The organism is Aeromonas sp. 9A (assembly GCF_963900955.1).
GTDB lineage: Bacteria > Pseudomonadota > Gammaproteobacteria > Enterobacterales > Aeromonadaceae > Aeromonas > Aeromonas salmonicida.
This window is the reverse complement of record NZ_CAWRFG010000001.1, coordinates 3569025-3595324: the sequence shown is the minus strand read 5'-3', so window position 1 is coordinate 3595324 and position 26300 is coordinate 3569025. Positions and strand designations below refer to the sequence as shown.

The following is a 26300-nucleotide window of genomic DNA, read 5'->3' as shown; positions in this document are numbered from 1 at the left end:
GCCTCGATAGAATTCTTGGATATAGTCGGGTGCTGTTGCCTTATAAATTGCCCTTCCGGGCCGTATTTTAACAAGTTTTACTCATTGCGGGGATAAAGGATTGCGCCACCTGATACTACTACTGGTCGCGCTCGGAATGGTGGGTTGTGCATCTGCACCCCAGCCCGAGGTTGCGAGCAAGATTGAAGTTTCCATGATGGAACCCGTGATTGAACCGGAAGCTTCGCAAACCCCAGATGTGAATGAAATCCTGACAGTGTTCCAAGAGTGGCGCGGTACCCCTTATCGCTTTGGCGGTACCAGTGAACGCGGCATAGATTGTTCCGCTTTTGCCCGTGAAGTGTTCCGCAATGCCGTCGGCATCGAATTACCCCGTGATACCCGCTCCCAAGTCCATGAAGGCACTCGCGTTTCCAAACAAGACCTGGTCGAAGGTGATCTGGTTTTCTTCAAGATCAATCGTCGTCTCAATCATGTGGGCATCTATGTGGGCAATGGTGAATTCATCCATGCCTCTACCCGTGCTGGTGTGACGCGCTCCAAGCTGGACAATTCCTACTGGCGCAGTAGATTCTGGCAAGCACGTCGGATCGATATCTGAGTCAGGCTGGACAAACGGCTCGCAGTACGGACTGTTTTTCCAACCTCACTTGAACCGGGCCCTGAAGCCCGGTTTTTTGTGGCTGCTATTTAGACTTTCTGGGGCCAAATCACTATAGTGTGGGCCCGTTTTCCCTCGGCAGGCCCAGCATGAAGACCCACTCCGATCGCAAATCCGGATTGCACCCACGCAATCGCCATCAGGCTCCCTATGATTTCGATGCGCTTTGTCAGCGTACCCCCGAGTTGCGGCCCTTGGTATTCGTCAACGAGCACGGTACCCAGACCCTGGATTTTGCCGATCCTGCCGCCGTCAAGGCGCTGAACAAGGCCTTGCTGGTACTGCACTACGGTATTGCGCACTGGGATCTGCCGGCGGGTTATCTCTGCCCGCCCATTCCAGGACGGGTGGATTATCTGCACCGGGTGGCGGATCTGCTCGCCGAGAGTGCGGGCTGCGTCCCGACCGGCAAGGGCGTGCGGGTACTGGATATAGGGGTGGGGGCGAACTGCATCTACCCGCTGCTGGGAGCTCGCGAGTATGGCTGGCGTTTTGTTGGGTCCGATATCGACCCCGTGTCCGTCAAGGCGGCGGCTCTGCTGGCCAAAAGCAACGGTCTGGGCGGGCAGATAGAGTGCCGCCATCAGGGCAATGCCAAACACGTCTTTCGCGGCATCATAAGCCCGCAGGAGCGCTTCACCCTGACCCTGTGCAACCCGCCGTTCCATGGATCGCTCGATGAGGCCAGCAAGGGCAGTGAGCGCAAGCTGCGCAATCTTGGTAAAACCGTGCAGGGGCAGCCAGTGCTCAATTTCGGCGGCCAGAAGGCCGAGCTCTGGTGTGAAGGGGGAGAAGCCGGGTTTCTTGCCACCATGATCGTCCAGAGCAAGGAGTTTGCTGCCCAGTGCCTCTGGTTCAGCTCGCTGGTGTCGAAGAAGGAGAACCTGCCGGCGGCGAAGAAGGCACTGGCCCAGGTCGGGGCCCGTCAGGTGCGGGTGATCGACATGGCGCAAGGCAACAAGGTGAGCCGGATCCTCGCCTGGTCTTTCCTGGATGAGGTCGCCTGTGGGCAATGGTGGCAACCCGCGCCTCGTGGCGATGTTTGACGGGGGGAGGGGCTGCCTCCTGTCGGTATCCCCCTCTTTCGATATCTGTACTCACGGTGGCAAGCACCTGCCATGATAATCGTTTTCCTCCTTGTTCCATCAGGCTTGCCGTACTTGTGTTAGTGACCACTTCTTTGCTTGGTACAGCTGTACGCTGAGATTTTTTTGCACTTGCAGTTGAAACTTTCATAAAATAGGACTGGTTAGACCTCTTTACAGGCTTTGAATTGAATAGGGATCGGTAGATGAAGGTTGTCGATTTTCTGAAGCGCAAGCGCGAAATCCTGGCGCAGCACCCCTTTGAGCTCAAGGATTGGCTCTCTCCGGCGATCCGTGACTACTGGCGTGAGTTTCAGCAAAAGGCACACCTCCACCCTCTGTTGGGTCGTGTGCTGGACCTGCAAGCTGACAGCCAGTCAGTACGGCAAGTGCAGACCGCCAATGGTCAGCCAGTGCAGACTGACGAGACTGCGGTTGAACTGAGTGGTGAGGCGGCTGCCCTGTTTGCTGCTCTGCAGCCGAGCATTGGTGAAGAGACCCATGTGGGAGAGTGGTTGCTGGTCAGTCAGCAGATGATCAATGAGTTTGCCGCCGTGACCGGCGACAACCAGTGGATCCACACAAACCCGGAGCGTGCTGCTGCCGAGTCACCGTTCAAGACCACCATAGCCCACGGGTTTCTGACCCTGGCACTGTTGCCACGTCTGACGGGCAGTATCAATGAAGCGACACCCGAGTATCCGGCTGCCCGCATGGTGGTGAACTTTGGTCTGGATCAGGTGCGTTTTCCGTATCCAATCAAGGTGGACAGCAACATCCGCGCACGTACCAAGCTGCTGAGGGTGACACCGATAAAAGGCGGTCTTGAGCTGCTCAAGGAGATCAAGGTCGAGATTGAGGGCATTCGTCGTCCCGGCTGTGTCATTGAATCCGTCACTCGGATCTACTTCTGATGTCGTGACGGTTGTCACCGCCGTGGCGTAAATTGTATTGAAATAAAACAGGCTCACCTCGGTGAGCCTGTTTTATTTCTGGCGTTGTGCCACCTGTCTGTGGCTCATCCACTCGTCGAATGGTTTGCCCTGATGACTAGAAGCTGGCCCCCAGGCTGATGAGGTGGCGCCACTCTTTACCATTTCTAGTCAGTGGCAATCCTGGGTAGTCCAACCGGACATCATCCCAGTCCAGCTCGCTTGACCAGGAGAGTCGCAAGTGATCGTTGAAGTAGTAACGCAGGCCCAGACTTCCTTGTACGGATTGCTTCTGGGTCACATAAGGAGAGGGCTGGGCCAGGTAGCGCTTGTAGCCCCCCTTGCTGAACAGCTCTATGTTCTCCGACCACAAGGAGACAGGCTGGCGGTAGTCCCAGCCCAAGTTGAGAAGAGGGTAGTTGATAATCCTGCCATCAAAGATGTTGGCGATGCCGGACTCATCGTAGGCAGCGGGTCTGAGATAGGAGCGTTCCAGACCGGCCTGACTGATCAGTTCCAGTCTTCGCCGCTTATCGTTCCAGAACCGATAACCAGGGCCCAAGGCATAGCCCAGATCCATATATTCGTCATCAAGCATCTGGTATTCATAATCGATGGCGGAGCGCACAAACCAGTTCTCATCAAAGAAGAAGTCCAGCATGGGCTTGAGCCGATACTCATGGCTGTTGGTGACGTTGTTGGCGGTTTCGTATATGTACTCCCCATCCAGGCTGTATCGCCAGTCGAGATTGGCTACCTCGGTGGAGGCTTTCAGGTTGACGTTGTTGGTCTGCTTGTCGTTATGTTTCAGCTTCACATTCAGATCGCTGCTGCCTGTCCAGTGCCAGGCGCGCGTGTCATCCGGGGTGAGAGCGAGCAGGGTGATGCCGGTCTTCACCGTCGGTTTTGGTTTGTCCTGTTTTTCGAGGCGCCAGCGTTTGACCGCCTCGCGTTTGACCGTGACCGGCGAGCTGTAGGGCAGCGCTATGCGCACCTGTTCATCCGTGATCTCCTCTATGGTGCCGGTCAGTCGATCGCCGTTGTGCATCCAGAGGATATCGGCCAGCGCCATCGGGCTGAGCAACAGAGAGAGCAAGAACCAGAAGCGGTATCTCATGGAAAGTCCTTCATGAACACAGGGTTGCCGTTAGCCGCTGACGGGGCGTGGAATGCCGTTCTTATTGTTCAGCACGGCGGCCACCTTGTCACCGTCGATCTCGGACGCTGCGATAAAGGCCTCGACCTCGGGTGAGAGGATCAGGGGGGCGCCCTGTTCCAGCTCCAGTTCAGTGCGGGAGAGGGGGGAGTGAACTTCCAGCCAATGACTGCCATCGGGTTCGATGGCGGTCTTGACCGGCTGGTTGATCACCCGCACTGTCGTGCCGACAGGAACCAGCTTGAACAGTGCCTCTATATCGTCAGGACGTAGGCGAATGCAGCCAGCACTGACCCGCAGCCCAACGCCAAACTCCTGATTGGTACCATGAATAAGATAATCCCGATTGCCGTAACCGAGGCGCATGGCGAATTTGCCAAGGGGGTTGTCCGGACCCGGCGGTACGACGGCAGGCAGGGAGATCCCCTTTTGCTCCAGCCAGGATTTGCGCACCATGGGGCCGGGGACCCAGGTCGGGTTGGGGTTCTTGGCGATCACTGTCGTGGTCATTTCAGGGGTTTCCCGCCCTATGTCGCCAATCCCGATGGGCAGCACTATCACCTCATTTTTCCCCTTGGGAAAATAGTAGAGGCGCAGTTCTGGCAGGTTGATGACTATGCCCTCCCAGGGCACATCCGGCAGCAGCATCTGGGTCGGCAGGGTCAGGCGTGTGCCAGGTTTGGGTAAATAGGGGTCAACCCCGGGATTTGCCTCGAGCAGTGCCAAAAAACCAATCTGGGTGTGCTTGCCTATAAGCTCAAGGTGTTCATCTGGCTGGACTATGTAGTCCTCCAGTTCACCGATCAGGCGGCTGCCAGCCGGTGGCAAGGGATAGGTTGTAGCCCAGCTTGGCGCTGTCCAGAGGCTGGCTGCCACCAGCAGCAGTGAGACGATTCGAGCATTGAACATGGTACTTCCTATCAGATCGCGTGAAGGCGGGTCACTACCCACCCAGAAAAAAGAAGTGAAATTGTTAACCAATCCACTCGTGATTACCAGCCTGTCCCGCAAGGGGTACAGAGGAGTCTGCTCTGGATAAGTCACTATTTTGAGGAATTTTCGCACTTTGTTATGACAGTGCCGGATAATGCGACGAATGGGGTCATGTGCAGGGCAGGACTGTGAACAAGCCGGTATCTGTCATAGCCTGTGTCTGGCGACATGGGCGTCAGTAAGGTACTAGGAGCGTGGGATCACCTTCCAGGACTGTGCCTGCGTGTCGTGGCCCGGGCCATAACAGCAGCCATGGTCACAAACGCAGTAGCATTGTCTTTTTTATCGACAGTCATTTGATCTTTAAAGAGATTCAAGTTGATTTATCAGGCCTGGTCCGGTAAAAGTTAAGCCCCGTGGAGAGATGCCGGAGTGGCCGAACGGGATTGACTCGAAATCAATTGTGGCAGCAATGCCACCCAGGGTTCGAATCCCTGTCTCTCCGCCATTTAGCTGCCTCGTGCAAGCCGACAAACATAAAAAGCCCGCATCGCTTCAAGCATTGCGGGCTTTTTGTTGCCTGTGTTGATCGGCGTTAGAGCTCTCTAGACTGACCTGATGGCATCAGATAGTCATCTTGTTCCCAATGGGGCACCCGGCGTCAACTGTGATGACACATTTTGTGTGTCAGCCAAAAATATATAAGGGTTAACCTCATATGTGGTTAACCCTTATATATCTGGTGCCGGTAAGAGGAGTCGAACCCCCGACCTTCGCATTACGAATGCGCTGCTCTACCAACTGAGCTATACCGGCGTGTGGCCAGATTCCCGAAAATGCAGGTTCAAGTCAATGAGCCTGTCTCACTTTTATGAGTGGGCTCATTGTGTTACGGCCAAACGATCAGAGATCTGCAAACTCCGGGATATGGGCTCGGCCGCGGCTCTCGAGAAAATCGAGCAGGGCGCGGGGAGAGCGCGCCAAGATCCTGTCCTCGGGGAAGTGTGCCTCGGTCACCAGTCGGTGGCAGTGTTCGAAATTCCCAAGGCTGAACGCCACGTGGGAGTCGGAGCCGAAGGTGAGATAGGCACCGAGGTCGCGCGCAGCTTCAACGATGGCGCGGCAGTTGTTCTCGCTACCCGGACGGGAATGGCTGAACGAGGAGTTGTTGAGTTCGAGCGCCACTCTGTATTGCGCGGCGGCCTTGACCACGGCCTGGATGTCGATGGGGAAGGCGGGATTGCCCGGGTGGCTTATCATGTCGACCCGACCGCTCCTGATGGCGTTGATCATGGCCTGGGTATGAGTTGCCTGATCGCAGGGGGGAAACACCGGTTCGTGGAAGCCTGCCATTATCATGTCTAGCCGTGACTCGTAACGTTCGGGGAAGTCGATCTCGCCATCAATGTTCTTGATGTTGGCTTCTATGCCGCGCAGTATGCCGACCCCGTCGACCACCCGTGGCAACACATGCAGATTGACGAAGTGCCAGAAGTGAGGGGCATCGGCCATGTCGGGACCGTGATCAGTGGTGGCAAACAGCTTGATCCCCCTCGCGCGAGCGATGGGCAGATAGTCGTGAATGGTGCTGTAAGCGTGGGTGCTGGCGACGGTATGGGTGTGGGTATCGACCGTATACTTCATCTTCTCTCCCCTTCTGGCGTGAGGCGCCAGCATAACAAAGGTGGCGGGTCGAGACCATGTTGTGGCTTGTCATACTTTGTCACAAATTGCGGGGGCGCTGACAAAGTTTGAACACGCTTGGCCGCCATGATGGGCAAATCGATGAAAGCCTGAACTCGCATCGATGGGTTGGATCAGGATGGTGCAACCTCTTTTCCCCGCCGTCGCTCCCAGCGACGGTTTTTTTTGCCCGCGTATCGGTACCAATACCAACAGGGCAAAAAAATGCCCAACTAGCATGGAGCAGGTTGGGCGAGACTTAATGTTTAATTGCAGTGGCATAGATATAGAGTGCTGTTTGTCAGCTAAGTTCCCGCCTTGTTCCCCCTTTTTAGCAAAAACATTTCACTAACACATGCTCACATTTTCTTGACACAAATGGTTGTGAAACGTACTTTTTAAACATTCGTTTTAAGTGAGGTGTCCTGTGAGTAAAATCGATACCAAAAACCGTATTCTTGATGCCGCCGAGGTCTTGTTTGCCGAGCGGGGATTCGCCGATACCTCTTTGCGTCTGATCACCAGTGAAGCCAATGTCAACCTCGCCTCGGTCAACTACCACTTCGGCTCAAAAAAGGAGCTGATCCAGGCTGTGCTTGATCGCTATCTGAGCCTGTTTATGCCGGATCTGGATGCACGACTGCATACCCTGATGGAGCAGGAGCAGTTGACCCTGCTGCAGGTATTTGAAAGCTTTGTCGATCCCTTGATGAAGCTGGTTGCAGTGCGAGCCAATGGCCCTGCCATCTTCATGCAGCTGCTGGGACGTGGCTATATCGACAGCCAGGGTCACCTGCGCCGCTTCATTACTGCTCACTATGGCCCCATCTTGTTGCGGATCACTCAGGCGATTTCCAAGGCCAATCCGGCTCTGTCACCGGCAGACCTCTTCTGGCGGCTGCATTTCACTCTGGGCACCGTCGTGTTCACCATGGCCTCCGCCGATGCCCTGCGCGACATCGCCTTGGCCGACTTTGGCCAGCAGCTCGATGTGGAAGGGCTGGTGCGCAATGTAATTCCTTATCTGGCGTCTGGTGTCGGGGCGCCCGTGGAGTCGACCAGGCTCTCCCTGGCCGTGTAACAACCAACAATAAATCAACGGAAACAGTGAAATAGAAGGAACTTCGGTATGATCACATTGCTTGTCCTGCTGGTGCTGGCGATAGCCGTCGTGCTCGGCGTGCCCTCCATCCGTAAAAAGGTGGTAACCCGTCCCGTGTTCGGCATCTTCAAGAAGATATTGCCGCCCTTGTCGGCCACCGAGCGGGAGGCCATGGAGGCCGGCTCCGTCTGGTGGGATGGCGAGTTGTTTCGCGGCAACCCCGACTGGAAAAAACTGCACGGTTACGGCAAGGCCGAACTGAGCGCCGAAGAGCAGGCCTTTATCGACAATCAGGTCGAGACCCTGCTCGCCATGGTGGATGACTTCAAGATCGTCAACGAAACCAAAGATCTGCCGGAGCCGGTGTGGGACTATCTGAAGAAGGAGGGCTTCTTCTCCCTTATCATCCCGAAATCCTATGGCGGTCGCGAGTTTTCGGCCATTGCCAACTCCACCATAGTGACTCGCATTGCCACCAAGAGTCTGAGCGTGGCGGTCACCGTCATGGTGCCTAACTCCCTTGGCCCGGGCGAGCTGCTGATGCACTACGGCACCCAGGCCCAGAAAGATTTCTGGCTGCCGGGTCTTGCCAATGGCAAGGAAGTGCCCTGTTTTGCCCTGACCGGTCCGGAAGCCGGTTCTGACGCTGGCGCCATCCCTGACAAGGGGATCGTCTGCAAGGGTCAGTACAAGGGTGAGGAAGTGCTTGGCATCCGCCTGAACTGGAACAAGCGTTACATCACGCTGGCCCCGCGCGCTACCGTGCTGGGTCTGGCGTTCAAGCTGTTTGACCCGGAAAAACTGCTGGGTGACAAGGAAGAACTCGGCATCACCTGCGCGCTCATCCCGACCAGTCACCCTGGGGTGCGGGTTGGCGATCGCCACTACCCCATGGGGCTGGCGTTCCTCAACGGCCCGACCTTCGGCAAGGATGTGTTCATTCCGCTCGACTGGATCATCGGTGGCCCGGATTACGCCGGCCGTGGCTGGCGCATGCTGGTGGAGTGTCTCTCCGCCGGTCGCGGCATCTCGCTGCCTGCCCTGGGCACCGCCTGTGGTCACATGGCGAGCCGCACCGTCGGCGCCTACTCCTATGTGCGCAAGCAGTTCGGCATGTCCATCGGCAAGTTTGAAGGGGTGCAGGAAGCGCTGGCCCGCATCGGCGGCCTTACCTATCAGCTGGAAGGCGCTCGCCGCATGACCGCCGGTTCGCTGGATCTCGGTCAGGCTCCGGCCATCGTCACTGCCATTTCCAAGTACCACATGACCGAAATGGCGCGCCAGATCATGGATGACTCCATGGACATCCACGCCGGTCGTGCCATCCAGCTGGGCCCGAAGAACTACACCGGCTATGCCTACATGGGCATTCCGGTGGCCATCACGGTGGAAGGGGCCAACATACTGACCCGCAACCTGATGATCTTCGGGCAAGGAGCTACCCGCTGCCACCCTTATGTGTTTGGCGAGATGGAAGCGGCGGCCGATCCTGATTTTGAGCGTGGCCTTGAGAAGTTCGACGGCCTGCTTCTCAAACATATCGCGTTTGGTGCCGGCAACTTCTTCGGCGCCCTGTTCCAGGGGCTGACCCTGGGTCACTTCAATGGCTCCCCGGTAGGGGGCGAGACCGCCCGTTACTACAAGCAGCTCGCTCGCATGAGTAAAGGGCTGGCCCTGTGCGCCGATGTTTCCATGCTGATGCTGGGTGGCGATCTCAAGCGCAAGGAGATGATCTCCGCCCGTCTGGGTGACGTGCTGAGCCACCTCTATCTGGCTTCTGCCACCCTCAAGCATTACGAAGATCAGGGCCGCATGGTCTCCGATCTGCCGTTCGTGCAGTATGCGGTGGAGCGCAACCTCTACCTGATTGGCAAGGCGTTCGATGGTTTCTTCCAGAACTTCCCGAACAAGGCGGTAGGTGTCGTGCTCAAGCGGGTCGTCTTCCCGTTCGGCGTCGGCTACCAGATGCCGGTCGATGATCGCTGCCATGCCATCTGTCTGGCCATGATGAAGCCGGGTGAATTCCGCGATCGTCTGACGGCACTGTGCTACGTGGGCAAGGATGACGCGGATCCCGTCGGTCTGATGGAGCGTGCCTTCCTGGCCATGGTGGCGGTGCAGCCCTACGAGAAGAAGCTGGTACAGGCCCAGAAAGAGGGCAAGCTGCCCCGCAAGATGGCGTTGCCCGAGCTGGTCGATGCTGCCTTGTCCCAGTCCATCCTGAGCAAGGATGAGGCCGACAAGCTGCTGGCCGCCGATGCCTTGCGTTACGAAGCCATCCAGGTGGACAACTTTGCTCCTGGCGAGCTGGAAGGTCTGTCTCAGCCGAACCCTGTGGTGCATGCCGCCTGACTGCGTCGCTGGCACTGAACTTGATGAGAAACCGGCCAATCTGGCCGGTTTTTTTGTTTGTTAACCATGCATTTACAACCTGGATTAATTCCAGTTTAATGCAATGGCCCCCACCCTTGGGGCAGGAAGCAAGGCCAGCGGAATGGCCGATAACAACAACTCAGGAAGAGTGAATGAACCTCGCCAAAACGGCGATCGAACGCCCCATCTGGGTGGTGGTGTCGATCGTGCTGATTTTTCTGCTGGGCCTGCTCAGCATTCGGGGGCTGCCCATCCAGCTGTTCCCCGACATAGACCGCCCGCACCTCAATATCTCGGTGGATTGGCGCTCGGCCTCCCCTCAGGAGATGGAGTCGGAAATCACCGACCCCATCGAGCAGGAGATGCAGGGCGTGCAGGGGCTCAAGAGTCTCACCAGCAACAGCTTTCCCGGCTTTACCGAAATTGATCTGGAGTTCGCCCTCGGTACCGACATGCAGCGGGCCCAGCTCGATGTCATCTCTCGTCTGAACCGGGTGTCCGGGTTGCCGGACAACATAGGTGGCCCCTACGTCAACAATTACAGCAGCAACGACACCCTTACCTTCTTCTTCATCCAGCAACTGCCCGGTGCCAAGGGGAAGATTGACGATCATCAGGCGCTGATCGAAGCGCGGGTCAAGCCTGAGCTGGAGCGGATCCCCGGGGTATCGACCGTGGAGGTGGAGGGGATCAACGAGCGCCAGATCCAGATACGTTTCGACCCCTATCGCGCTGCCGAACTGGGGGTGGAGATCCCAGTGCTCGCCAGCCGGGCCAGTACCGGCTGGGATGTGTCGGCGGGTACCCTCGACATAGGCCGTTGGGAATACAAGCTGCGCTTCGCAGGGCGTTATGACGTCGATACCCTGGGGGACAAGGTGGTGGACTGGCGCGATGGTCTGCCCATCTATCTGCGTGATGTAGCAGAGATCAGGCTGTCCCGGGAAGAGAACCCGGTACTGCGCATCCAGAATGGCAATACCGCCATAGCGGCGCAGATCTTCAAGGAGAGCGGTGCCAATGCCCTGGCGGCGCTGGAGGCGATCAAGGTCAAAGTGAGCGATCTCAACCGCGACGTGCTGGCGCCGGTCGGGCTGCACATGGAGCAGTCGTTCGATGCCTCTCTCTACATCAACCGGGCGGTGGGCATGGTGACGGCCAACCTGGGGCTTGGCGTGCTGCTCTCCTGCGCCATCCTCTGGCTGTTTCTGCGCCAGCTCAAGGCGACCCTGATGATAGCGCTCGCCATTCCCATCAGCATCATGCTCACCTTCTGTCTGCTCAAGGTACTGGGCAGGACCCTCAACGTCATCTCGCTGGCGGGCATCGCCTTTGCGGTCGGCATGGTGCTGGATGCCGCCATAGTGGTGCTGGAAAGTATCTACCGGCGCCATGAGCGGGGTGATTTGAGCAAGGCCGAGGCGGCGCTGGAGGGTACCCGACAGGTGTGGACGGCGCTGGTGGCTTCCACCCTGACCACTGTGGCCATCTTCTTGCCGGTACTGCTGCTCAACGACGTGGAGGGTCAACTGTTTGCCGATCTGGCGCTGACCATCGCCTGCGCCGTGACCGTCTCCATGCTGGTGGCGGTCACAGTACTGCCTGCGGTAGCGGCGCGCTGGATGGGGCGCGAGCGACTGGTCGATCCCTATGACTTACTGTGGCAGCGCACGACCCGCCATGTGATCCGCTGGACTGGCACTGCGTCTCGCCGCTGGAGCATCATCATCTTGATGATGAGTCTGCCAGCCCTGGCGACCTGGGCCCTGCTGCCCAAGATGGATTACCTGCCGGATGTAAAACGGGACGCGGTGGATGTCTGGATGAGCTTCACCCCGGGTTTTAATCTCAAGGCCCAGCGGGAAGAAGTGATCGACACCCTGATCGCCCGGCTCGCTCCCTACATGAAGGGGGAGAAGGAGCCGGTCCTCAAGAACTACTACATAATGCGCTACCCGGGCGGTGCCCAGATTGGGGTGAGGCCCAAGGATGAGAACCGCATCAAGGAACTGGAAAACCTGCTGATGAAGCAACTGCTGGTGGGCATTCCCGATACCCAGACGTTCGGTGGCCAGGGCTCCTTGTTCGGTGGTTTTGACAGCGAAAACGGTATTTCTCTCTTGCTGCAGGGAGGCAATCTGCCCGAGCTCTATCAGGCGGCCCGGGAGAGCATGGCCATAGTGAAGCGGGATTTGCCGGGAGCCCAGGTCCGGCCCGAGCCAGATCTCGATTTTACCGCCCCCGAGCTGCGGCTGGTGCCCCAAGACCGGCGCCTCGCCGAGGTGGGCTGGGATCGCACCCCCATGCCTGCCATCATCCAGACCTTCGGCGACGGCCTGCGGGTCGGGGAGTATTTTGATGGGGAGGAGCGGCTCGACATCATGTTGATGGGGCAGACATCCGCCAACCCCGATGAGCTCAAGGCGGTGCCGCTGGCGACGCCGTCCGGCCGGATCGTCCCCCTGGGTGAGTTGCTGCGGGTGGAACACGATATGGGGCCGGCCAGCATACTGCGGGTCGATGGACGGCGTAGCATCAGCCTGCAGATCACCCCGCCTGAGGGGATGAGCATGGAGCAGGTGCTCGACACCCTTCAAGGCAAGAGCTTCGCCGCCATCCGCCCACTGCTGCCCGTCGGTGGGGAGTTGCGGATTGCTGGCAACGCCGACAGTCTGCAACAGGCGCTGGACAATCTGGGTGCCATTTTCCTGTTCGCCGTGGTCATACTGCTGATCCTGCTGTGGGGCGTGTTTGCCTCTCTCAAGGATGCCGTTCTGGTGTTGCTGACCTTGCCGCTTGCCTCGGTCGGCGGTGTGCTGACGCTGCACCTGAGCGGCCTGCTGGTGCCGCTGCCGATGGATCTCTTGACCATCATCGGCTTCGTCATTCTGCTGGGATTGGTAGTCAACAACGCCATCTTGCTGGTGCACCAGACCCGCTCGGCCGAGCGGGACGGCATGAGTCGTCAATGTGCGGTAGCCGATGCGCTGCAAAGCCGGATGCGGCCCATCGCCATGACCAGCCTCACCAGCATCTTTGGCATGTTGCCGCTGATGCTGAGCCCGAGCGAGGGCAGCGAAATCTACCGCGGACTGGCCACCGTCATCGTCGGCGGCATGAGTTGCAGCGCCCTGTTTACCCTGATCCTGTTACCCGCCTTTCTGCGGCTGGGGGAGCAGACTGAACAGCCACCGCTCGCCCTGCGGCAGCGGGCCTGAGCAAGGAGCTCATCAATGAAACGAATTTTCACAAGGATGGTACTGGGCGCGGCCCTGCTGGCGGGGGGCGTACTTCCCGCCCTGGCACAAGGCAAGATGGTGACCCTTGCCGACGTGACCCAAGGGGATGCGGCGGCCAGCATCTGGGTCAGTGGCACTGTGGCAAGCCGTCAGCAGGCGGCATTGAGTGCCGAGGTGAGCGGACGGGTGGAGTGGATTGCCGAGTTCGGCAGCCGGGTCAAGGCGGGGGACGAGCTGCTGCGTCTCGACAGCGCTGCGTTGCAGCTATCGCTGGAACAGGCGCGGGCCGAGCAGGCCAAGTGGGCCAGCAATGTGCGTTATGCCAAGGCCGAGTTTGTGCGTCTCGACCGACTGCACCAACAGAAGAGTGCCTCAGCCAGCCAGTATGACAAGGCCGGTTACGAGGTGGAGCAGGCAGAGCTTGCCGAGCGGCTGGCGAGGGTGCAGGTACGCCAGATCGAGGAGCAGTTGCGTCGCAGTCATATCTTCGCCCCGTTCGATGGGGTGGTGAACAACCACTTTATCCGGCCGGGGGAGCATGTGGATGCCGGCGAGCAGGCGCTGGAGCTGGTCAACCCGGATCAGCCGGATATCCGCCTGCAGGCCCCCATTGTCTGGGCTCAGCGCCTGGAGCCTCGGACCCGATTGCGGGTTGAGGGGGATCAGCTCAGCGGCCATGGCATTTATTACCAGCGGGCGGCGAGTGCCGATCCCAAATCCCGCCTCATCGAGCTGCGCCTCAAGCCAGAATCGGCCAGCTTCATCATAGGGTCGCCGGTGCGGGTGGCGTTGCCGCTGGGTGAGCAGCACACCATGCTGCTGCCACGGGATGCCCTTGTGCTCAATACCGAGGGGAGCGTTGTCTATCAGGTGGAGCAGAGCGGCAAGGGACTCAAGGTCAACCGGGTGCCGGTGACAGTGCTGTTTGGTGACAGTCAGCAGGTGGCGGTGAGCGGGGCGCTCAAGCAGGGAGACAGGGTGGTGGTGCGCGGTGCAGGCAGCCTGCGCCATGGTGACAAGGTCGAACTGTTTCGCGGTTGAGGTCCAGATCAGTCCATTAAAAACGGCTCCCGCGGGAGCCGTTTTTGTTGATGGGGGAAGTTACTCGACCATCATCACCTTGCAGGTGTTGGTACTGCCCACGGTTTCCATCTTGTCGCCGTGGGTCAGCAACACCATGTCGCCGCTCTGGACCAGCCCCTTGGCTTTAAGCACATCCAACGCGTCGCGGCACACTTCGTAGACCGGCTTGGTCTCGTCGCCGTCGAACAGCACAGGGGTGACGCCACGGTAGAGATTGGTCCAGGCCAGTGTCTTGTTGTGGGGAGACATGGCGAAGATAGGCAGGCCCGAACTGATGCGGGACATCAGCAGCGGTGTGGTGCCGGATTCGGTCAACGCCACGATTGCCTTGACCCCTTCCAGGTGGTTGGCGGCATACATGGTGGACATGGCGACTGCCTCTTCCACCGAGGTGAAGGTGTAGCTCATGCGGTGGTTGGAAACGTTCAGGCTTGGGTGCTTCTCGGCGCCCACACAGACGCTGGCCATGGACATGACAGTCTCGATGGGGAACTGGCCGGCGGCGGTCTCGGCGGAGAGCATCACAGCGTCTGTGCCATCCAGCACGGCGTTGGCCACGTCCATCACTTCGGCACGGGTCGGCAGCGGTGCGTTGATCATGGACTCCATCATCTGGGTCGCCGTGATGACGACGCGGTTCAGACGGCGGGAGTGACGGATCAGCTTCTTCTGCACGCCGACCAGCTCGGGATCGCCGATCTCGACGCCCAGATCGCCACGGGCCACCATGACGGCATCTGAGCCGAGGATGATGTCTTCCATCGCCTCGTCGGTGGCGACAGTTTCGGCGCGCTCGACCTTGGCGACAATCTTGGCGTTGGAGCCGGCTTCGCGGGCCAGTTCACGGGCATAGCGCAGGTCATCGCCACAACGGGGGAAGGAGACGGCCAGGTAATCCACGTTCATCAGGGCGGCAGTCTTGATGTCTTCCTTGTCTTTCTCGGTCAGGGCCGGGGCGGAGAGACCGCCGCCTTTCTTGTTGATGCCCTTGTTGTTGGAGAGCGGGCCCGCCACCGTCACTGTGGTGTGGATGCGGGTGCCTTCGACCAGCTCGACTCTCAACTGCACGCGGCCATCGTCCAGCAGCAGTATGTCACCGGCAATCACGTCGTCGGGCAGGCTCTTGTAGTCGATGCCGACCTGTTCCTGGCAGCCTTCGCCCTTGCCGAGCGCCGCATCGAGAATGAACTTGTCACCGATGGCCAGGTAGACCTTGCCATCCTTGAAGGTGGAAACGCGGATCTTGGGGCCTTGCAGGTCACCCATGATGGCGACGTGGCGGCCGAGCCTGGCGGCAATGTCACGCACCTGATTGGCGCGCAAGATATGGTCTTCAGCGGTGCCGTGGGAGAAGTTCATCCGCACCATGTCGGCGCCGGCACGAATGATCGCCTCTAGGATCCCTTCGCGATCGGTCGCCGGACCGAGTGTGGTTACAATCTTTGTACGTCTTGGCATGAAAGACTCCAGTTTGAAGTTGATATGACTTGAGATACTGCCCCGGCAAGCGCATGACCCATAGCACCCGCTTGCAAGCCATCTGGGTGGCTTCTGTTACTAAATTACAATACTACACCAAGGTGGGTGGCATAGACAGCCGGGGGCCGGGGCCCCCGTTGCCTCAGGAGGAGTGGGGAGTATCAAAGCGGGATTCGCGCAAACCTTCTTTGACTTTCTTCAGGTTTTCGCGAAATTTCATGCCACGGCGCAGGGTAAAACCGGTCGCCAGCACATCCACCAGCGCCAGCTGGGCGATGCGTGACGCCATCGGCATGTAGACGTCGGTATCTTCCGGCACATCCATGGAGAGCACCAGATTGCACTCACGGGCCAGCGGCGAGTCTTTGGCGGTGATGCCTATCACTGTGCCATCGTTCTCGCGGGCCAGCGCGGCTATCTCTACCAGCGCCTTGGTGCGGCCGGTATGGGAAATCAGCACCACCACATCCCCTTCGCTGCTGTTGATGCAGCTCATGCGCATCATGACGATGTCATCGAAGCTCACTACCGGAATATTGAAGCGGAAGAATTTGTTCTGGGCGTCGCGCGCCACGGCGGAGGAGGCGCCCAGGCCAAAGAAGCTGATCTTGTTGGCCTGAGTCAGAATATCGACGCAGCGATTGATGGCGGAGATATCCAGGCTGTTCTTGGCGGCATCCAGACAGGCCATTGTGGATTCGAAGATCTTGGCGGTATAGGTCTCGGGACCGTCTTCCGCTTCCACGTGGCGATTCACGTAAGGCGTGCCATTGGCCAGACTCTGGGCCAGATGCAGTTTGAAATCGGGAAAGCCTTTGGTATCGAGACGGCGGCAGAAACGGTTGACGGTCGGCTCGCTGACGTCAGCCATCTTGGCGAGGGTGGCGATACTGGAGTGGATGGCCGTCTGTGGCGAGGCCAGAATGACCTCGGCCACTTTACGCTCTGATTTACTGAAACTTTCCAAATTGTTAGTAATTTTATCAAGGGTATTCATCATCACCACCAGGCATTTTTGTAATTTAGCTTCAGTGTCTTTGCACTAAATTCACGGCTAAGCATGTTTCCAATCAACTGGATGACTATACAAGACAAGCTCTTATTGAAACTAATCTCGGCCCTGCAAAGTATGACTCATGTCTAATTATTTCGTCTTTTTGGTTACAAACTTCCATCCACTCCATGAAAACGCTTACAAATGTTGCAAAGCAACAACACTGTGAGCGGGCGCACAGTTGCATTGATCAAACACGCCGCCGGGGGAGGGGCTCGGGTAGAATTACTGCCAAATAATAATTGCGGGACGGTAAGCGCCGCCCCGACCCAAGTAACGAAGGAGTTATGTTATGCAGCATACCCATGCGCTGGTCGGTGACGTCGGTGGCACCAATGCACGGTTGGCCCTGTGCGAGCTGGCGACCGGCACCATTTCCCGGGCCAAGACCTATTCCGGGCTGGCCCATCCCAGCCTCGAAGCCGTGGTGCGCCTCTATCTGGACGAACACGCTGCGCAGGTGAGCCAGGCCTGCATCGCCATCGCCTGCCCCATCAACGGCGACTGGGTCGCCATGACCAACCACAGCTGGGAGTTTTCCATCGGCGAGATGCAGGCCAATCTGGGCCTGACCCGCTTGCAGGTGATCAATGACTTTACCGCCGTCTCCATGGCGGTGCCCGTGCTGGCAGAAGCCGATCGCATCCAGCTGGGGGGCGGGGCCCCTGTGGCGGACAAACCCATCGCCATTTATGGGGCGGGGACCGGCCTTGGTGTCGCCCACCTGGTGCAGGCGGGTGAGCAATGGCTGAGCCTGCCGGGCGAAGGCGGTCACGTGGATTTTTCCGCCAACAGCGAAGAAGAGGATGCGGTGCTGCAGGTCATGCGCGCCGAGCTTGGTCATGTCTCGGCCGAGCGGCTGCTCTCCGGCCCTGGTCTGGTGAACATCTATCGCGGTCTGGTGAAGTCCGATGGGCGCGAGCCAGAGGCATTGGTCCCCAAAGACATCACTGAGCGGGCGCTGGCGGGGGATTGCCTGGATTGCCGCCGTACCTTGAGCCTGTTTTGTGTGCTGATGGGTCGCTTTGCCGGCAACCTGGCGCTCAACATGGGCACCTTCGGCGGCGTCTATATCGCAGGCGGAATCGTACCGCGTTTTCAGGAGTTCTTTATTGGCTCGGGCTTTCGGGTGGCGTTTGAAGACAAGGGGCGTTTCAAATCCTATCTGAAGGATATCCCCGTCTTCCTCATTACTCACGAGGGGCCGGGTCTGCTCGGCGCCGGTGCCTATCTGCGCCAGTCGCTCGGCATCAAGTTGTAAGCAGAAACAGGGAGGGAATGCCAACTGCGTCATGGTTCAGCCTTGATTCAGTGACCATGGCATAAAGTGACCGCACGTACTCAAGAGGCCAGGGCTCCACAGGGAGTTGGAACTTGTCTTCATCCGCTGGGTACGTTTGTCACCTGACAAGCCTGAACTGTTTCACCGGCCCTTGAGGCCGGTTTTTTTTATCTTCTGATCTGCATCCTGCTTTTGTGTGTCGCTTCCTTGCTGATATGTGATCGATATGACGAGGGTTGCGGGTGTCTATCTGGGCATCAAGAGGAAGGCAACAGCAAGCACGCCTGCGAAGGGGCAGGCGTGCTGAATGGGCTGGCGTGAGGCGGCATGAGCCGAGTGACTTAAGGCAGGTCCAGGGTAAAGCGGGCACCCCCCAGCGGGGACTCATCCACCATGATCTGGCCGCCGTAGCTGTGCACTATCTCGGTGACCACCGCCAGGCCAATGCCCTGGCCGGGTGAGCTGTCGGCCCTCACCCCGCGCTGGAAGATCTGTTGCGATCTGTCCGGGTCTATGCCAGGGCCATCGTCCTCAATCTCTATGCGCAGCCGATCCAGGCGGCGACTCACAGTGACTTGGATTTCGCTGATGGCGAACTTGAAGGCGTTATCCAGCAGGTTGCCCATCAGCTCCATCAGATCCCCCTGTTCACCGGCAAAGAAGACGTCGTCATCGAACTTGAAGCGGGTTTGCAATTTCTTGTGGCGATAGACCTTGGCGAGGCTGGCCAGCAGCTTTTCGATGAGCGGCACCGGCTCTGTGCCCTTGCTGGCGAGGCGCTGGCGACCGGTGACGGCGCGGCGCAGCTGGTACTGGATGATCTGATCCATGGTCAGGATCTGCTCATTGATGTTGTCGTGGATGTCGTGCCCCAGCTTGACCTCCTGCGCCGTTATCTGGATCAGGGCCAACCGGGTTTTCAGGCTGTGGGCCAGATCGTTCAAGGCGTGCTGATAGCGCTGGCTCTGCTGGCGTTCGTTCTCCAGCAGCTGGTTGACCGACTCGGTCAGTGGCGTCAGCTCCCGCTCGTAGTCATTGGAGAGGGCCTCTCGTTTGCCCGCCCTGATCTCGTCTATCTGGCGCGCCATGGTGCGCAAGGAGGTGAGGCTCCAGAAGCTGGTGAGCAGCAAGAGGGCACCGAGCAGCGAGTAGGCCAGCAGTGCCTGACGAATGCATTGGTAGAGGTAGTTGCGGGTCTGGGCCAGATAGCGCTTGGCCGAGTCGACCATCACCACATAGTAGGTGGTGGGGCCATCGCCGTGATTGCGCAGAAAACGCAGGCTGTAGATGAAGTAGCTCTCGCCGTTCTTGATGGTGTGGCGCTTGAAGAAGTAATCCTGATCCAGTCCACCCAGGTAATTCATCAGATCCTGACAGATGGTGTCCCTGGCCTGGACCACCTCTGGCATGTGCAGGCTGGACCAGCTCAGCTGGCCATCCGCCCGGCAGATAAGGGTATCCAGATTGGGGTCGATGGCATCCGGCGTTATCTTGCCAAGATCGGTTGTGGAGTGGGGTTCCGGCAACTTGGAAGAGAACAGCTTGGAGAGGTTCTCCTGCATGCGGGTGCTGGCCTTCTGGGCCTGCTCTTCGGTGTGACCCAGATAGAGGATATAGACGGAGAAGGCCATGATGAGCGCTATGACCAGCATGGCGCTCAGCATCAGCTTGATGTGGAGCGAGCGCTGCAGCAGCTGCATGGGGCGTGACAACAAGCGAAGACCCATCAGTTGCACGAGAGGTTGAAGATGTAGCCCTGGCGCCGGATGGTGGAGATGGGCTGTATGTTCCCCTCCGGGTCCAGCTTCTTGCGCAGTCGGCTCACCATTACCTCTATGGTGTTGGGATCACCCTCGCCATCGCCATAGAGCTGGTCCAGCAGTTGCTGCTTGGAGACCACCTGGCGGGCGTTGCGCATCAGGTACTCGAGGATCAGGTATTCAAAGCTGGTGAGTACCACAGGCTCGCCGCCAATGGTCAGCTCCTTGCGGGAGAGATCCAGTTCATAGTTACCTGCCTTGACCCTGGGGGAGATGAAACCGGCGCTGCGGCGCACCAAGGCATTGAGGCGAGCCAGCAACTCATCCTTCTGGAAAGGCTTGACCAGATAGTCGTCAGCACCGGCCTCCAGTCCTTCCACCTTGTCCTGCCAGTTGCCACGGGCGGTCAACACTATGATAGGGAAGGGGATCTGCCGCTCGCGCAACTGCCTGATGAGTTGCAGGCCGTCCATGTCAGGCAGCCCCAAGTCTATGATGGCGACATCGATGGGATAATCGGTGGCGTAATGCAGGGCCACCTGGGCGTTGTCCGTGCTGTGGACCTGATTCTGGGCCTCGGTCAGCAGGGTAGCAAGGTGGTGATTGAGCAGCTTGTCGTCTTCGACCAACAATATTTTCATTAGGTGCGCGATCATGGGAATCCAGGCTGTCAATTAGAGGGTTTATGCCAGGGCGAGTCAATCCGGATCCTAGCAGGCGCGCCTGTATCGGGACTGAATCGGGGGGGAACCTTTATTGACTTGTGAGTCACTAGAAGGGCGAGATTGCGGCTGACTCGGTCTGGTCTCCGGTTTGCTGACGCCACAATCGGGCATAGAGCCCCTGCTGTGCCAGCAGCTCATCATGGCTGCCGGACTCCACTATCTGCCCCTCATCCATTACCAGGATGCGGTCAGCATGGCGGAGTGTATTGAGGCGATGAGCGATGCTGATCAGGGTGCGGCCACGGCGAATGGCAGCCATGTTGGCCATGATGGCAGCCTCGGATTCGTAATCGAGGGCCGAGGTGGCCTCGTCGAGCAGCAGTATTCTGGGGTTGGCCAGCAGAGCCCGAGCCAGAGCGATCCGCTGGCGTTGCCCGCCAGACAGGCGGGCGCCCTTCTCGCCCACCTGTTGCTCAAAGCCCTGGGGCAGCTCGCGAATAAAGCCGAGTGCGCCGGCCAGCTGCGCCGCCTGCTCCACCTCGGCCTGGCTGGCATCGGGGCGACAGATGCGGATGTTGTCGGCGATCGAGCCACAAAACAGAATGCTCTCCTGCAGCACCACGCACATGTTGCGGCGCAATGAGACGGGGTCGGCGATGGCGAGATCCATGTTGTCGACCAGCACCTGGCCGTGCTGGGGCACGTAGAGCCGTTGCAGCAAGCGGGTGAGGGTGCTCTTGCCACAACCCGATGGGCCCGTGATGCCGATGAACTGCCCGGGTTCGATGGAGAGGGAGAGATTGGCCAGCACCTCGGGGGCATCCGGTTGGTAGCGAAAGCGGATGTGACGAAACTCGATGGCCCCCTCGAGAGCGGGGACGGAGGCGAGCCCGCCATTGCCGTGCTCGGGCGCCTCGTCGAGTATGTCCCCCACCCGGCGCAGGGCTATCAGGGTGTGCTGGAAGTCCTGCCACACCTGGGCCAGCCGCAGCACCGGCTGGGTGACATGACCCGCCAGCATGTTGAAGGCCACCAGCTCCCCCGGACTCAGCCGGCCGTTCAGCACCTCGCCGACCCCAAGCCAGAGCAGCAGGGCGGCGGTGAGCTTTTGCACCAGATCTATTCCCTGTCCCGCGGCAAGCCCCACCTTTCTGGCCTGAAATCCCCGGCGCAACTGGCGCGCCAGCAGACGCTGCCACTCCTGATAAAAGCGTGGCTCCGTGGCCGTGGTCTTGATGGTTTCGATGCCGGTGACTGCCTCCGTCAGGAAGCTGGTGGCATCGGCATCTGCCTGATACTCGGCCTCGACCCGCTTGCGCACCAGGGGGCCAATTAGCAGCCACAGCAGAAAATAGATGAGCAAGGAACCCAGCACACAGCCGGTCAGCACGGGGGCGTAATGGAACATGACGCCGACAAACAGCAGGATGAACACCAGATCCAGCACCAGCATCAGGGTGGAGCCGGTGAGGAACTGGCGGATCTGGGCCATCTCCTTGACCCGGGCGATGATCTGGCCGGTCTGGCGCGCCTTGAAATAGTCGATGGGCAGGCCGACCAGATGGCGATAGAGCTTGCCGGACAGCTCGGCGTTGACCTGGTTGGCCAGATGGCCGAACACCTGGCCGCGCAGAAAGCTGTAGAGCGGCTCGGCGCAGGCCAGTGCCAGCATGGCCAGGGCCAGCACCTGCAGGCTGCCGAGGCTGCGCCCCACCAGTACCTTGTCGATGATGTTTTCAAAAAGTAGCGGGCTGGCGAGGGCTATGAGCTGCAGCACGATGGCGAAGCAGAAGACGTCTCGCACCTGCTTCTGCTGGCGCAGTACCGCCGGGCTGAACCAGCCCAGCCCGAACTTGACCTCGGCCGGGGTGAGATCCTGCTGGGCCAGCAATAGATAGTGCCACTGTTCCGCCTGTGTGGGGTTCGGCAGCGGTTGCAGGCTGCTGGTGCCGGTCGCCGGATCAAACAGCTGCCAGCCCTCAGGCTCGATGGCTGTGATGGTGTACCAGCGCCCCTCCCGCTTGAGCAGGGCCGGCAGTGGCAGCGCCGCCAGCGGGCAGCCCGGCCCCTGTGACAGGGCGCTGCGCAGGCCGAGCCGGGCAGCGGCCTCGCGCACTGTCAGATCTTCCGGCGCCAGATCGCAACCCATAGCGTGGGCCAGTTGACCGGCATCCGCGGCCATCATCAGCTGATGGGCCGCATGGGCGAGGGCGGCGAGGGCGCCATTGGCGATGGGGGTTGGCTCGTTCACGGGTGCCTCTAAGGCCGGTAAAGCCTGTGTCATTGTCATCGCTCCCGCAGTGCCTCGGCCTGGTATTCACGGATCGGGCTCAGCAGGTAGTCGATCACTCGGCGCCTGTCCGTCTTGACCTCGGCCACCACCGACATGCCCGGGGTGAGCCGCACCGGCTGATTGTCTATCTGCATCTCGCCCCGGCTCAGCTTGACCCTGGCGGGAAAGACCAGCCCCAGTTGCTCATCCGTGGTGGCATCGCGCGACACGCTGACCAGCTCGCCGTCTATGGTGCCGTAACGGGTATAAGGAAAGGCATCCACTTTGATGCTGACCGTCTGCCCTTCGTGCACGAAGCCTATGTCCTTGTTGAGGATCTTCACCTCGGCGTACTGGACTCCCTCGTTGGGCACTATGACCAGCAACTGCTGGGCTGGCTGCACCACGGCGCCCTGGGTGTGGATGGCCAGTTGCTGCACTGTGCCCGCCACCGGGGCGCGAATGACTTCCAGGTGCTCCCGCTCGCTCAGTTTGGCGAGCTCCTGCTCGATGGCGGTCAGCTGCAGCTGGGCCTGCTGGCGTTTCTCGATCCACTCCCGCTGTTTCTGCGCCTTGAAGCCGGCCAGCCGCTCCTGCAGGCTCTGCTGCTGGGATTGCAGCACCTCGAGCTCGGCCCGCTGCTGGGCGAGCTGGCGCTGGGTTTCCAGCAGCTCTTTCTCCTGCTCCAGATACTCCACCCGTGAGATGGCCTGGGACTGGCTCAGGGTTTGGCGCGCCTGCAGGCGGGGCCGGATGTTGGCCAGCAGGATAGTGAGGGAGGCCATGTCCCCCCGTCGGGCGGCCTGATTGGCCTGATTGACCCCAAGCTCGGCCTGCAGGTTGTTGAGGGTGCTCCGGTATTCGTGCAGCTCGCTCTGGTGGTTCTCCGCCAGCGCCTGTTGCTGCGCCGGGGTGAGCCTGGCGTAGTCGGGGTGCTGGGTGACGGTTTCGTTGCCATAAAGCGCCTGATAACGGATCAGGGTCTGGTACTGGAATGCCTGTTGCTCGCGCAACCGGCTCAGATCCTGGCTCACCCCCAAAGTGTTGAGGGTCAGCAGCGGCGCGTTGGCGGCGACCGCCTGGCCATCTTCCACGTGAATGGTGATCACCCTGGCCTGCTCGTAGGACTGGATCATCTGGCTGCGGCCAAAGACCAGCAGGCGCCCGCTGGCGGTGGCCTGGATGTCGAGCTGGCCCCAGCAGGCCCAGAGCAGGGTGAGCAGCACACCGGCGCTCAGGGTGAGCGCCGTGATGCGGGCAAAGGGGGAGGGCGGCGTCTCGGCCAGCGCCAGATGGGCGGGCAGGAAGCCGTAGTGGGTCTCCTGCTGCCGGGCTGGACCGGGTTGGCGCCAGCGGCTCAGCCAAGTGCGCAGATTCATGGGGTCTCCTCGTGCAAGTCTTGTTGCAGCTGCCACAGGCGGGCGTAGTGCTGCCCCAGTGCCAGCAGACTGGCGTGGTCGCCCTGCTCCACTATCTTGCCGCGCTGCAGGACTATGATTCGGTCGCAGTAGCGCACTGTGGAGAGGCGGTGGGCTATGGTGATGACGGTGCGGCCACTGGCGATGTGGCGCATGTTGTGCTGGATCAGCGCCTGGGATTCGTCATCCAGGGCGCTGGTGGCCTCGTCAAAGATAAGGATCCTGGGGTCGGCCAGCAGGGTGCGGGCGATGGCCAGCCGTTGGCGCTGGCCGCCGGAGAGCGAACTGCCCCCTTCCGCCAGCACGGTGTCGTAACCAAAGGGCAGTCGCAAAATGAAGTCGTGGGCGCCGGCCAGGGTAGCGGCCCGTATGATGTCGTCCAGGCTGGCGTGGGGCACCGACTGGGCTATGTTGTCGCGTACCGACTTGTTGAACAGGTGGTTTTCCTGCAATACCACCCCCATTTGCTGGCGCAGGTGGTGGAGGGGAATTTGCTGGATGGGCTGGCCATCGATGAGGATCTGCCCCTGCTCCGGCTGATAGAGCCGCAGCAGCAGACGGGCCAGGGTACTCTTGCCCGAGCCGGAGCCGCCGACAATCCCCAGCGTCTCGCCGGGCGCCAGGGCGAGGGAGAGATCGTCGATGATGAGAGGGGCATCCGGTTGATAGCGAAAATGCACCCGCTCGAGCACTATGGCGCCGCCGTGGATGCGGCCATCCCCATCGCGCTGATGTTCCGGTGGGAGGTTGAGCATGTCGCCGAGTTTGTCTACCGCGATCCGGGTCTGGATGAACTGGCCCCACAGCTCGACCAGGCGCGATAGCGGCTGCGCCACGTGACTGGCCATCATGTTGAAGGCGATGAGCTGGCCTATGGTCAGCTGCAGTGCGATCACCTCGCTGGCACCGAGCCAGAGCACTATGACTGTCACCAGTTTTTGCAGCCACATGACCCCGTGCTGGGAGGCATTGTTGAGTTGCTGCACCTGGTAGCCGGCCTCCACCATCTGGCGGGTTTGCTCATCCCAGCGCCGCACGAAGCGCGGCTCCAGCGCCAGGCTCTTGAGGGTCTCGGCCCCGGCGACCGTCTCGTTCAAGAAAGCGGTGTTGGTGGCCGCATGGCCGAACTGCTGCTCGACCGCCTGTTGCATGCGCGGCGTGATCCACCAGGCGATCAGCACATAGGCAGGAATGGAGAGTAGGATCACCAGGGTGAGCATGCCGGAGAGGCTGGCCATGACGGCCAGGAAGACAAACATGAACAGCACGTCTACCGTCAGGGTGAACAGGGTGCCGGTCAGAAATTCGCGGATGGTGTTGAGCTCCTGCACCCGGGTCACAATGGCGCCCACCTGGCGACTCTTGAAATAGAGCAGGGGCAGGGCAAACAGGTGCTGCACCATGCGCAGACCGAGCTGGATATCGATCCGGTTGGCGGTGTGGGCATACTGATATTCCCGCAGCCCTCGCAGACAGACCTCCACCAAGGCCGTGATCAGCAGCCCGAACACCAGCACATCCAGGGTTGCCCAGGCCTGATGCACCAGCACCTTGTCCATCACCACCTGAAAGAAGAGCGGTGAGATGAGCGCCAGGATCTGCAACACCAGTGAGAACAGCAGTATCTCGCCGAGCAGGCGTTTTTGCTGCAAGAAGGCGGGGATGAACCAGCGGATGTCGAAGCGACTCTGCAGTTTGCCGACCTCGAGCAGGCGGCCATCCCAGCGTGCCAGCAGTTCGTCTTGTGCTATGACTTGCGGCTTGCCCACGGCCGGATCCAGGATCAGCGCCTGCTCACCCTGGCGCTGGGCCAGCACGAACGCCTCGCCAGAGGGGCTCAGCAGTACCACAGGCAGAGTCAGTTTATCGAGTTTTCGAGGGGGGACGTGACGCTGACGAATGCGGGTTCCTGTCTGTTGCTGCAGCGTATCGACAATATTGTCAAAGGTGTCGTCTGGCGTGGGTGCTATATCTTTAGAGGGACAACCCAGCATCCCGATAATAATATTGATACACGCTAAAACAGACTCTTCACTCGCCGTCATAATAATATCCGTTTGCCGCTGTGACACCCCTCCTGTTTATATGGGGCAAGGTGGCCTGTTGCAGGCAGGGCGCGCATA

Annotated in this window: 18 protein-coding genes and 2 tRNA genes; 9 read left to right on the top strand and 11 right to left on the bottom strand. The window is 59.7% G+C overall.

Annotation, left to right across the window (positions count from 1 at the left end):
* The first annotated feature begins 136 nt into the window (after nucleotides 1-136).
* The 3 genes from AACX78_RS16585 (at nucleotide 137) to AACX78_RS16575 (ending at nucleotide 2660) form a co-directional block, all read left to right on the top strand.
* Nucleotides 137-601, top strand: coding sequence for a C40 family peptidase (locus tag AACX78_RS16585; protein WP_059113016.1), 465 nt, complete (start codon nucleotides 137-139; stop codon nucleotides 599-601).
* 149 nt (nucleotides 602-750) lie between these two features.
* On the top strand, nucleotides 751-1707 hold the full coding sequence (rlmF, locus tag AACX78_RS16580) for a 23S rRNA (adenine(1618)-N(6))-methyltransferase RlmF (RefSeq protein ID WP_159166850.1): 957 nt from the start codon (nucleotides 751-753) through the stop codon (nucleotides 1705-1707).
* 245 nt (nucleotides 1708-1952) lie between these two features.
* The gene (locus AACX78_RS16575) at nucleotides 1953-2660 is read left to right on the top strand and encodes a MaoC family dehydratase (RefSeq protein WP_159166849.1); all 708 of its coding nucleotides are present in this window, start codon (nucleotides 1953-1955) and stop codon (nucleotides 2658-2660) included.
* 136 nt (nucleotides 2661-2796) lie between these two features.
* Here the strand turns inward: AACX78_RS16575 and AACX78_RS16570 are convergent, their stop codons facing one another.
* Entirely contained in the window at nucleotides 2797-3795 is a 999-nt protein-coding gene (locus AACX78_RS16570; RefSeq protein WP_159166848.1) for a DUF481 domain-containing protein, read from the bottom strand.
* Nucleotides 3796-3825: 30 nt separating this feature from the next.
* Nucleotides 3826-4743, bottom strand: coding sequence for a L,D-transpeptidase family protein (locus AACX78_RS16565; RefSeq protein ID WP_159166847.1), 918 nt, complete (start codon nucleotides 4741-4743; stop codon nucleotides 3826-3828).
* A gap of 442 nt (nucleotides 4744-5185) precedes the next feature.
* Between AACX78_RS16565 and AACX78_RS16560 the strand changes: the two genes are divergently transcribed.
* A tRNA-Ser gene (locus tag AACX78_RS16560) sits at nucleotides 5186-5275 on the top strand.
* Between the two features lie 232 nt (nucleotides 5276-5507).
* Here AACX78_RS16560 and AACX78_RS16555 read toward each other — a convergent pair.
* Both AACX78_RS16555 and AACX78_RS16550 read right to left on the bottom strand, forming a co-directional pair.
* Nucleotides 5508-5583, bottom strand: a tRNA-Thr gene (locus AACX78_RS16555).
* 87 nt (nucleotides 5584-5670) lie between these two features.
* On the bottom strand, nucleotides 5671-6411 hold the full coding sequence (locus AACX78_RS16550) for a phosphatase (protein ID WP_096118130.1): 741 nt from the start codon (nucleotides 6409-6411) through the stop codon (nucleotides 5671-5673).
* Between the two features lie 466 nt (nucleotides 6412-6877).
* On the opposite strand from AACX78_RS16550, the gene AACX78_RS16545 reads away from it, so the two are divergent.
* The 4 genes from AACX78_RS16545 to AACX78_RS16530 all read left to right on the top strand — a co-directional run bounded on the left by AACX78_RS16545 (nucleotide 6878) and on the right by AACX78_RS16530 (nucleotide 14205).
* Nucleotides 6878-7531: a TetR/AcrR family transcriptional regulator gene (locus AACX78_RS16545; RefSeq protein WP_021138409.1), complete on the top strand. Its 654-nt coding sequence runs from the start codon at nucleotides 6878-6880 to the stop codon at nucleotides 7529-7531.
* Nucleotides 7532-7579: 48 nt separating this feature from the next.
* Nucleotides 7580-9904: an acyl-CoA dehydrogenase gene (locus AACX78_RS16540; RefSeq protein WP_159166846.1), complete on the top strand. Its 2325-nt coding sequence runs from the start codon at nucleotides 7580-7582 to the stop codon at nucleotides 9902-9904.
* A 173-nt stretch (nucleotides 9905-10077) separates the two neighbouring features.
* Nucleotides 10078-13143: an efflux RND transporter permease subunit gene (locus AACX78_RS16535; RefSeq protein WP_159166845.1), complete on the top strand. Its 3066-nt coding sequence runs from the start codon at nucleotides 10078-10080 to the stop codon at nucleotides 13141-13143.
* 15 nt (nucleotides 13144-13158) lie between these two features.
* The gene (locus AACX78_RS16530; RefSeq protein ID WP_159166844.1) at nucleotides 13159-14205 is read left to right on the top strand and encodes an efflux RND transporter periplasmic adaptor subunit; all 1047 of its coding nucleotides are present in this window, start codon (nucleotides 13159-13161) and stop codon (nucleotides 14203-14205) included.
* A 60-nt stretch (nucleotides 14206-14265) separates the two neighbouring features.
* Here AACX78_RS16530 and pyk read toward each other — a convergent pair whose 3' ends face one another.
* The gene (gene pyk, locus AACX78_RS16525; protein WP_017412636.1) at nucleotides 14266-15705 is read right to left on the bottom strand and encodes a pyruvate kinase; all 1440 of its coding nucleotides are present in this window, start codon (nucleotides 15703-15705) and stop codon (nucleotides 14266-14268) included.
* A gap of 163 nt (nucleotides 15706-15868) precedes the next feature.
* Complete coding sequence (locus AACX78_RS16520) at nucleotides 15869-16723, bottom strand: MurR/RpiR family transcriptional regulator (RefSeq protein ID WP_165484139.1); 855 nt, start codon at nucleotides 16721-16723, stop codon at nucleotides 15869-15871.
* 349 nt (nucleotides 16724-17072) lie between these two features.
* Between AACX78_RS16520 and glk the strand changes: the two genes are divergently transcribed.
* Nucleotides 17073-18041 carry a glucokinase gene (glk, locus tag AACX78_RS16515; RefSeq protein WP_125601695.1) on the top strand — a complete coding sequence of 323 codons (969 nt, stop codon included), beginning with the start codon at nucleotides 17073-17075 and terminating at the stop codon, nucleotides 18039-18041.
* Nucleotides 18042-18403: 362 nt separating this feature from the next.
* Here glk and AACX78_RS16510 read toward each other — a convergent pair whose 3' ends face one another.
* The 5 genes from AACX78_RS16510 to AACX78_RS16490 form a co-directional block, all read right to left on the bottom strand.
* Nucleotides 18404-19789: an ATP-binding protein gene (locus AACX78_RS16510; RefSeq protein ID WP_034523497.1), complete on the bottom strand. Its 1386-nt coding sequence runs from the start codon at nucleotides 19787-19789 to the stop codon at nucleotides 18404-18406.
* Nucleotides 19789-20463 carry a response regulator gene (locus AACX78_RS16505; RefSeq protein WP_201302883.1) on the bottom strand — a complete coding sequence of 225 codons (675 nt, stop codon included), beginning with the start codon at nucleotides 20461-20463 and terminating at the stop codon, nucleotides 19789-19791. Before AACX78_RS16505 ends, AACX78_RS16510 begins: the two co-directional genes overlap by 1 nt.
* A gap of 130 nt (nucleotides 20464-20593) precedes the next feature.
* Nucleotides 20594-22738: a type I secretion system permease/ATPase gene (locus AACX78_RS16500; protein ID WP_236556349.1), complete on the bottom strand. Its 2145-nt coding sequence runs from the start codon at nucleotides 22736-22738 to the stop codon at nucleotides 20594-20596.
* A gap of 35 nt (nucleotides 22739-22773) precedes the next feature.
* Nucleotides 22774-24138: an HlyD family type I secretion periplasmic adaptor subunit gene (locus AACX78_RS16495; protein WP_159166841.1), complete on the bottom strand. Its 1365-nt coding sequence runs from the start codon at nucleotides 24136-24138 to the stop codon at nucleotides 22774-22776.
* Nucleotides 24135-26171: a peptidase domain-containing ABC transporter gene (locus AACX78_RS16490; RefSeq protein WP_265342340.1), complete on the bottom strand. Its 2037-nt coding sequence runs from the start codon at nucleotides 26169-26171 to the stop codon at nucleotides 24135-24137. Before AACX78_RS16490 ends, AACX78_RS16495 begins: the two co-directional genes overlap by 4 nt.
* Nucleotides 26172-26300: the final 129 nt, after the last annotated feature.

Excerpts from the sequence above, each read along its gene's own strand:
- AACX78_RS16585 (WP_059113016.1), top strand. The coding sequence starts at position 137 with ATGGTGGGTTGTGCATCTGCACCCCAGCCCGAGGTTGCGAGCAAGATT.
- rlmF (WP_159166850.1), top strand. The coding sequence starts at position 751 with ATGAAGACCCACTCCGATCGCAAATCCGGATTGCACCCACGCAATCGC.
- AACX78_RS16575 (WP_159166849.1), top strand. The coding sequence starts at position 1,953 with ATGAAGGTTGTCGATTTTCTGAAGCGCAAGCGCGAAATCCTGGCGCAG.
- AACX78_RS16570 (WP_159166848.1), bottom strand. The coding sequence starts at position 3,795 with ATGAGATACCGCTTCTGGTTCTTGCTCTCTCTGTTGCTCAGCCCGATG.
- AACX78_RS16565 (WP_159166847.1), bottom strand. The coding sequence starts at position 4,743 with ATGTTCAATGCTCGAATCGTCTCACTGCTGCTGGTGGCAGCCAGCCTC.
- AACX78_RS16550 (WP_096118130.1), bottom strand. The coding sequence starts at position 6,411 with ATGAAGTATACGGTCGATACCCACACCCATACCGTCGCCAGCACCCAC.
- AACX78_RS16540 (WP_159166846.1), top strand. The coding sequence starts at position 7,580 with ATGATCACATTGCTTGTCCTGCTGGTGCTGGCGATAGCCGTCGTGCTC.
- AACX78_RS16535 (WP_159166845.1), top strand. The coding sequence starts at position 10,078 with ATGAACCTCGCCAAAACGGCGATCGAACGCCCCATCTGGGTGGTGGTG.
- AACX78_RS16530 (WP_159166844.1), top strand. The coding sequence starts at position 13,159 with ATGAAACGAATTTTCACAAGGATGGTACTGGGCGCGGCCCTGCTGGCG.
- pyk (WP_017412636.1), bottom strand. The coding sequence starts at position 15,705 with ATGCCAAGACGTACAAAGATTGTAACCACACTCGGTCCGGCGACCGAT.
- AACX78_RS16520 (WP_165484139.1), bottom strand. The coding sequence starts at position 16,723 with ATGAATACCCTTGATAAAATTACTAACAATTTGGAAAGTTTCAGTAAA.
- glk (WP_125601695.1), top strand. The coding sequence starts at position 17,073 with ATGCAGCATACCCATGCGCTGGTCGGTGACGTCGGTGGCACCAATGCA.
- AACX78_RS16510 (WP_034523497.1), bottom strand. The coding sequence starts at position 19,789 with ATGGGTCTTCGCTTGTTGTCACGCCCCATGCAGCTGCTGCAGCGCTCG.
- AACX78_RS16505 (WP_201302883.1), bottom strand. The coding sequence starts at position 20,463 with ATGAAAATATTGTTGGTCGAAGACGACAAGCTGCTCAATCACCACCTT.
- AACX78_RS16495 (WP_159166841.1), bottom strand. The coding sequence starts at position 24,138 with ATGAATCTGCGCACTTGGCTGAGCCGCTGGCGCCAACCCGGTCCAGCC.
- AACX78_RS16490 (WP_265342340.1), bottom strand. The coding sequence starts at position 26,171 with ATGCTGGGTTGTCCCTCTAAAGATATAGCACCCACGCCAGACGACACC.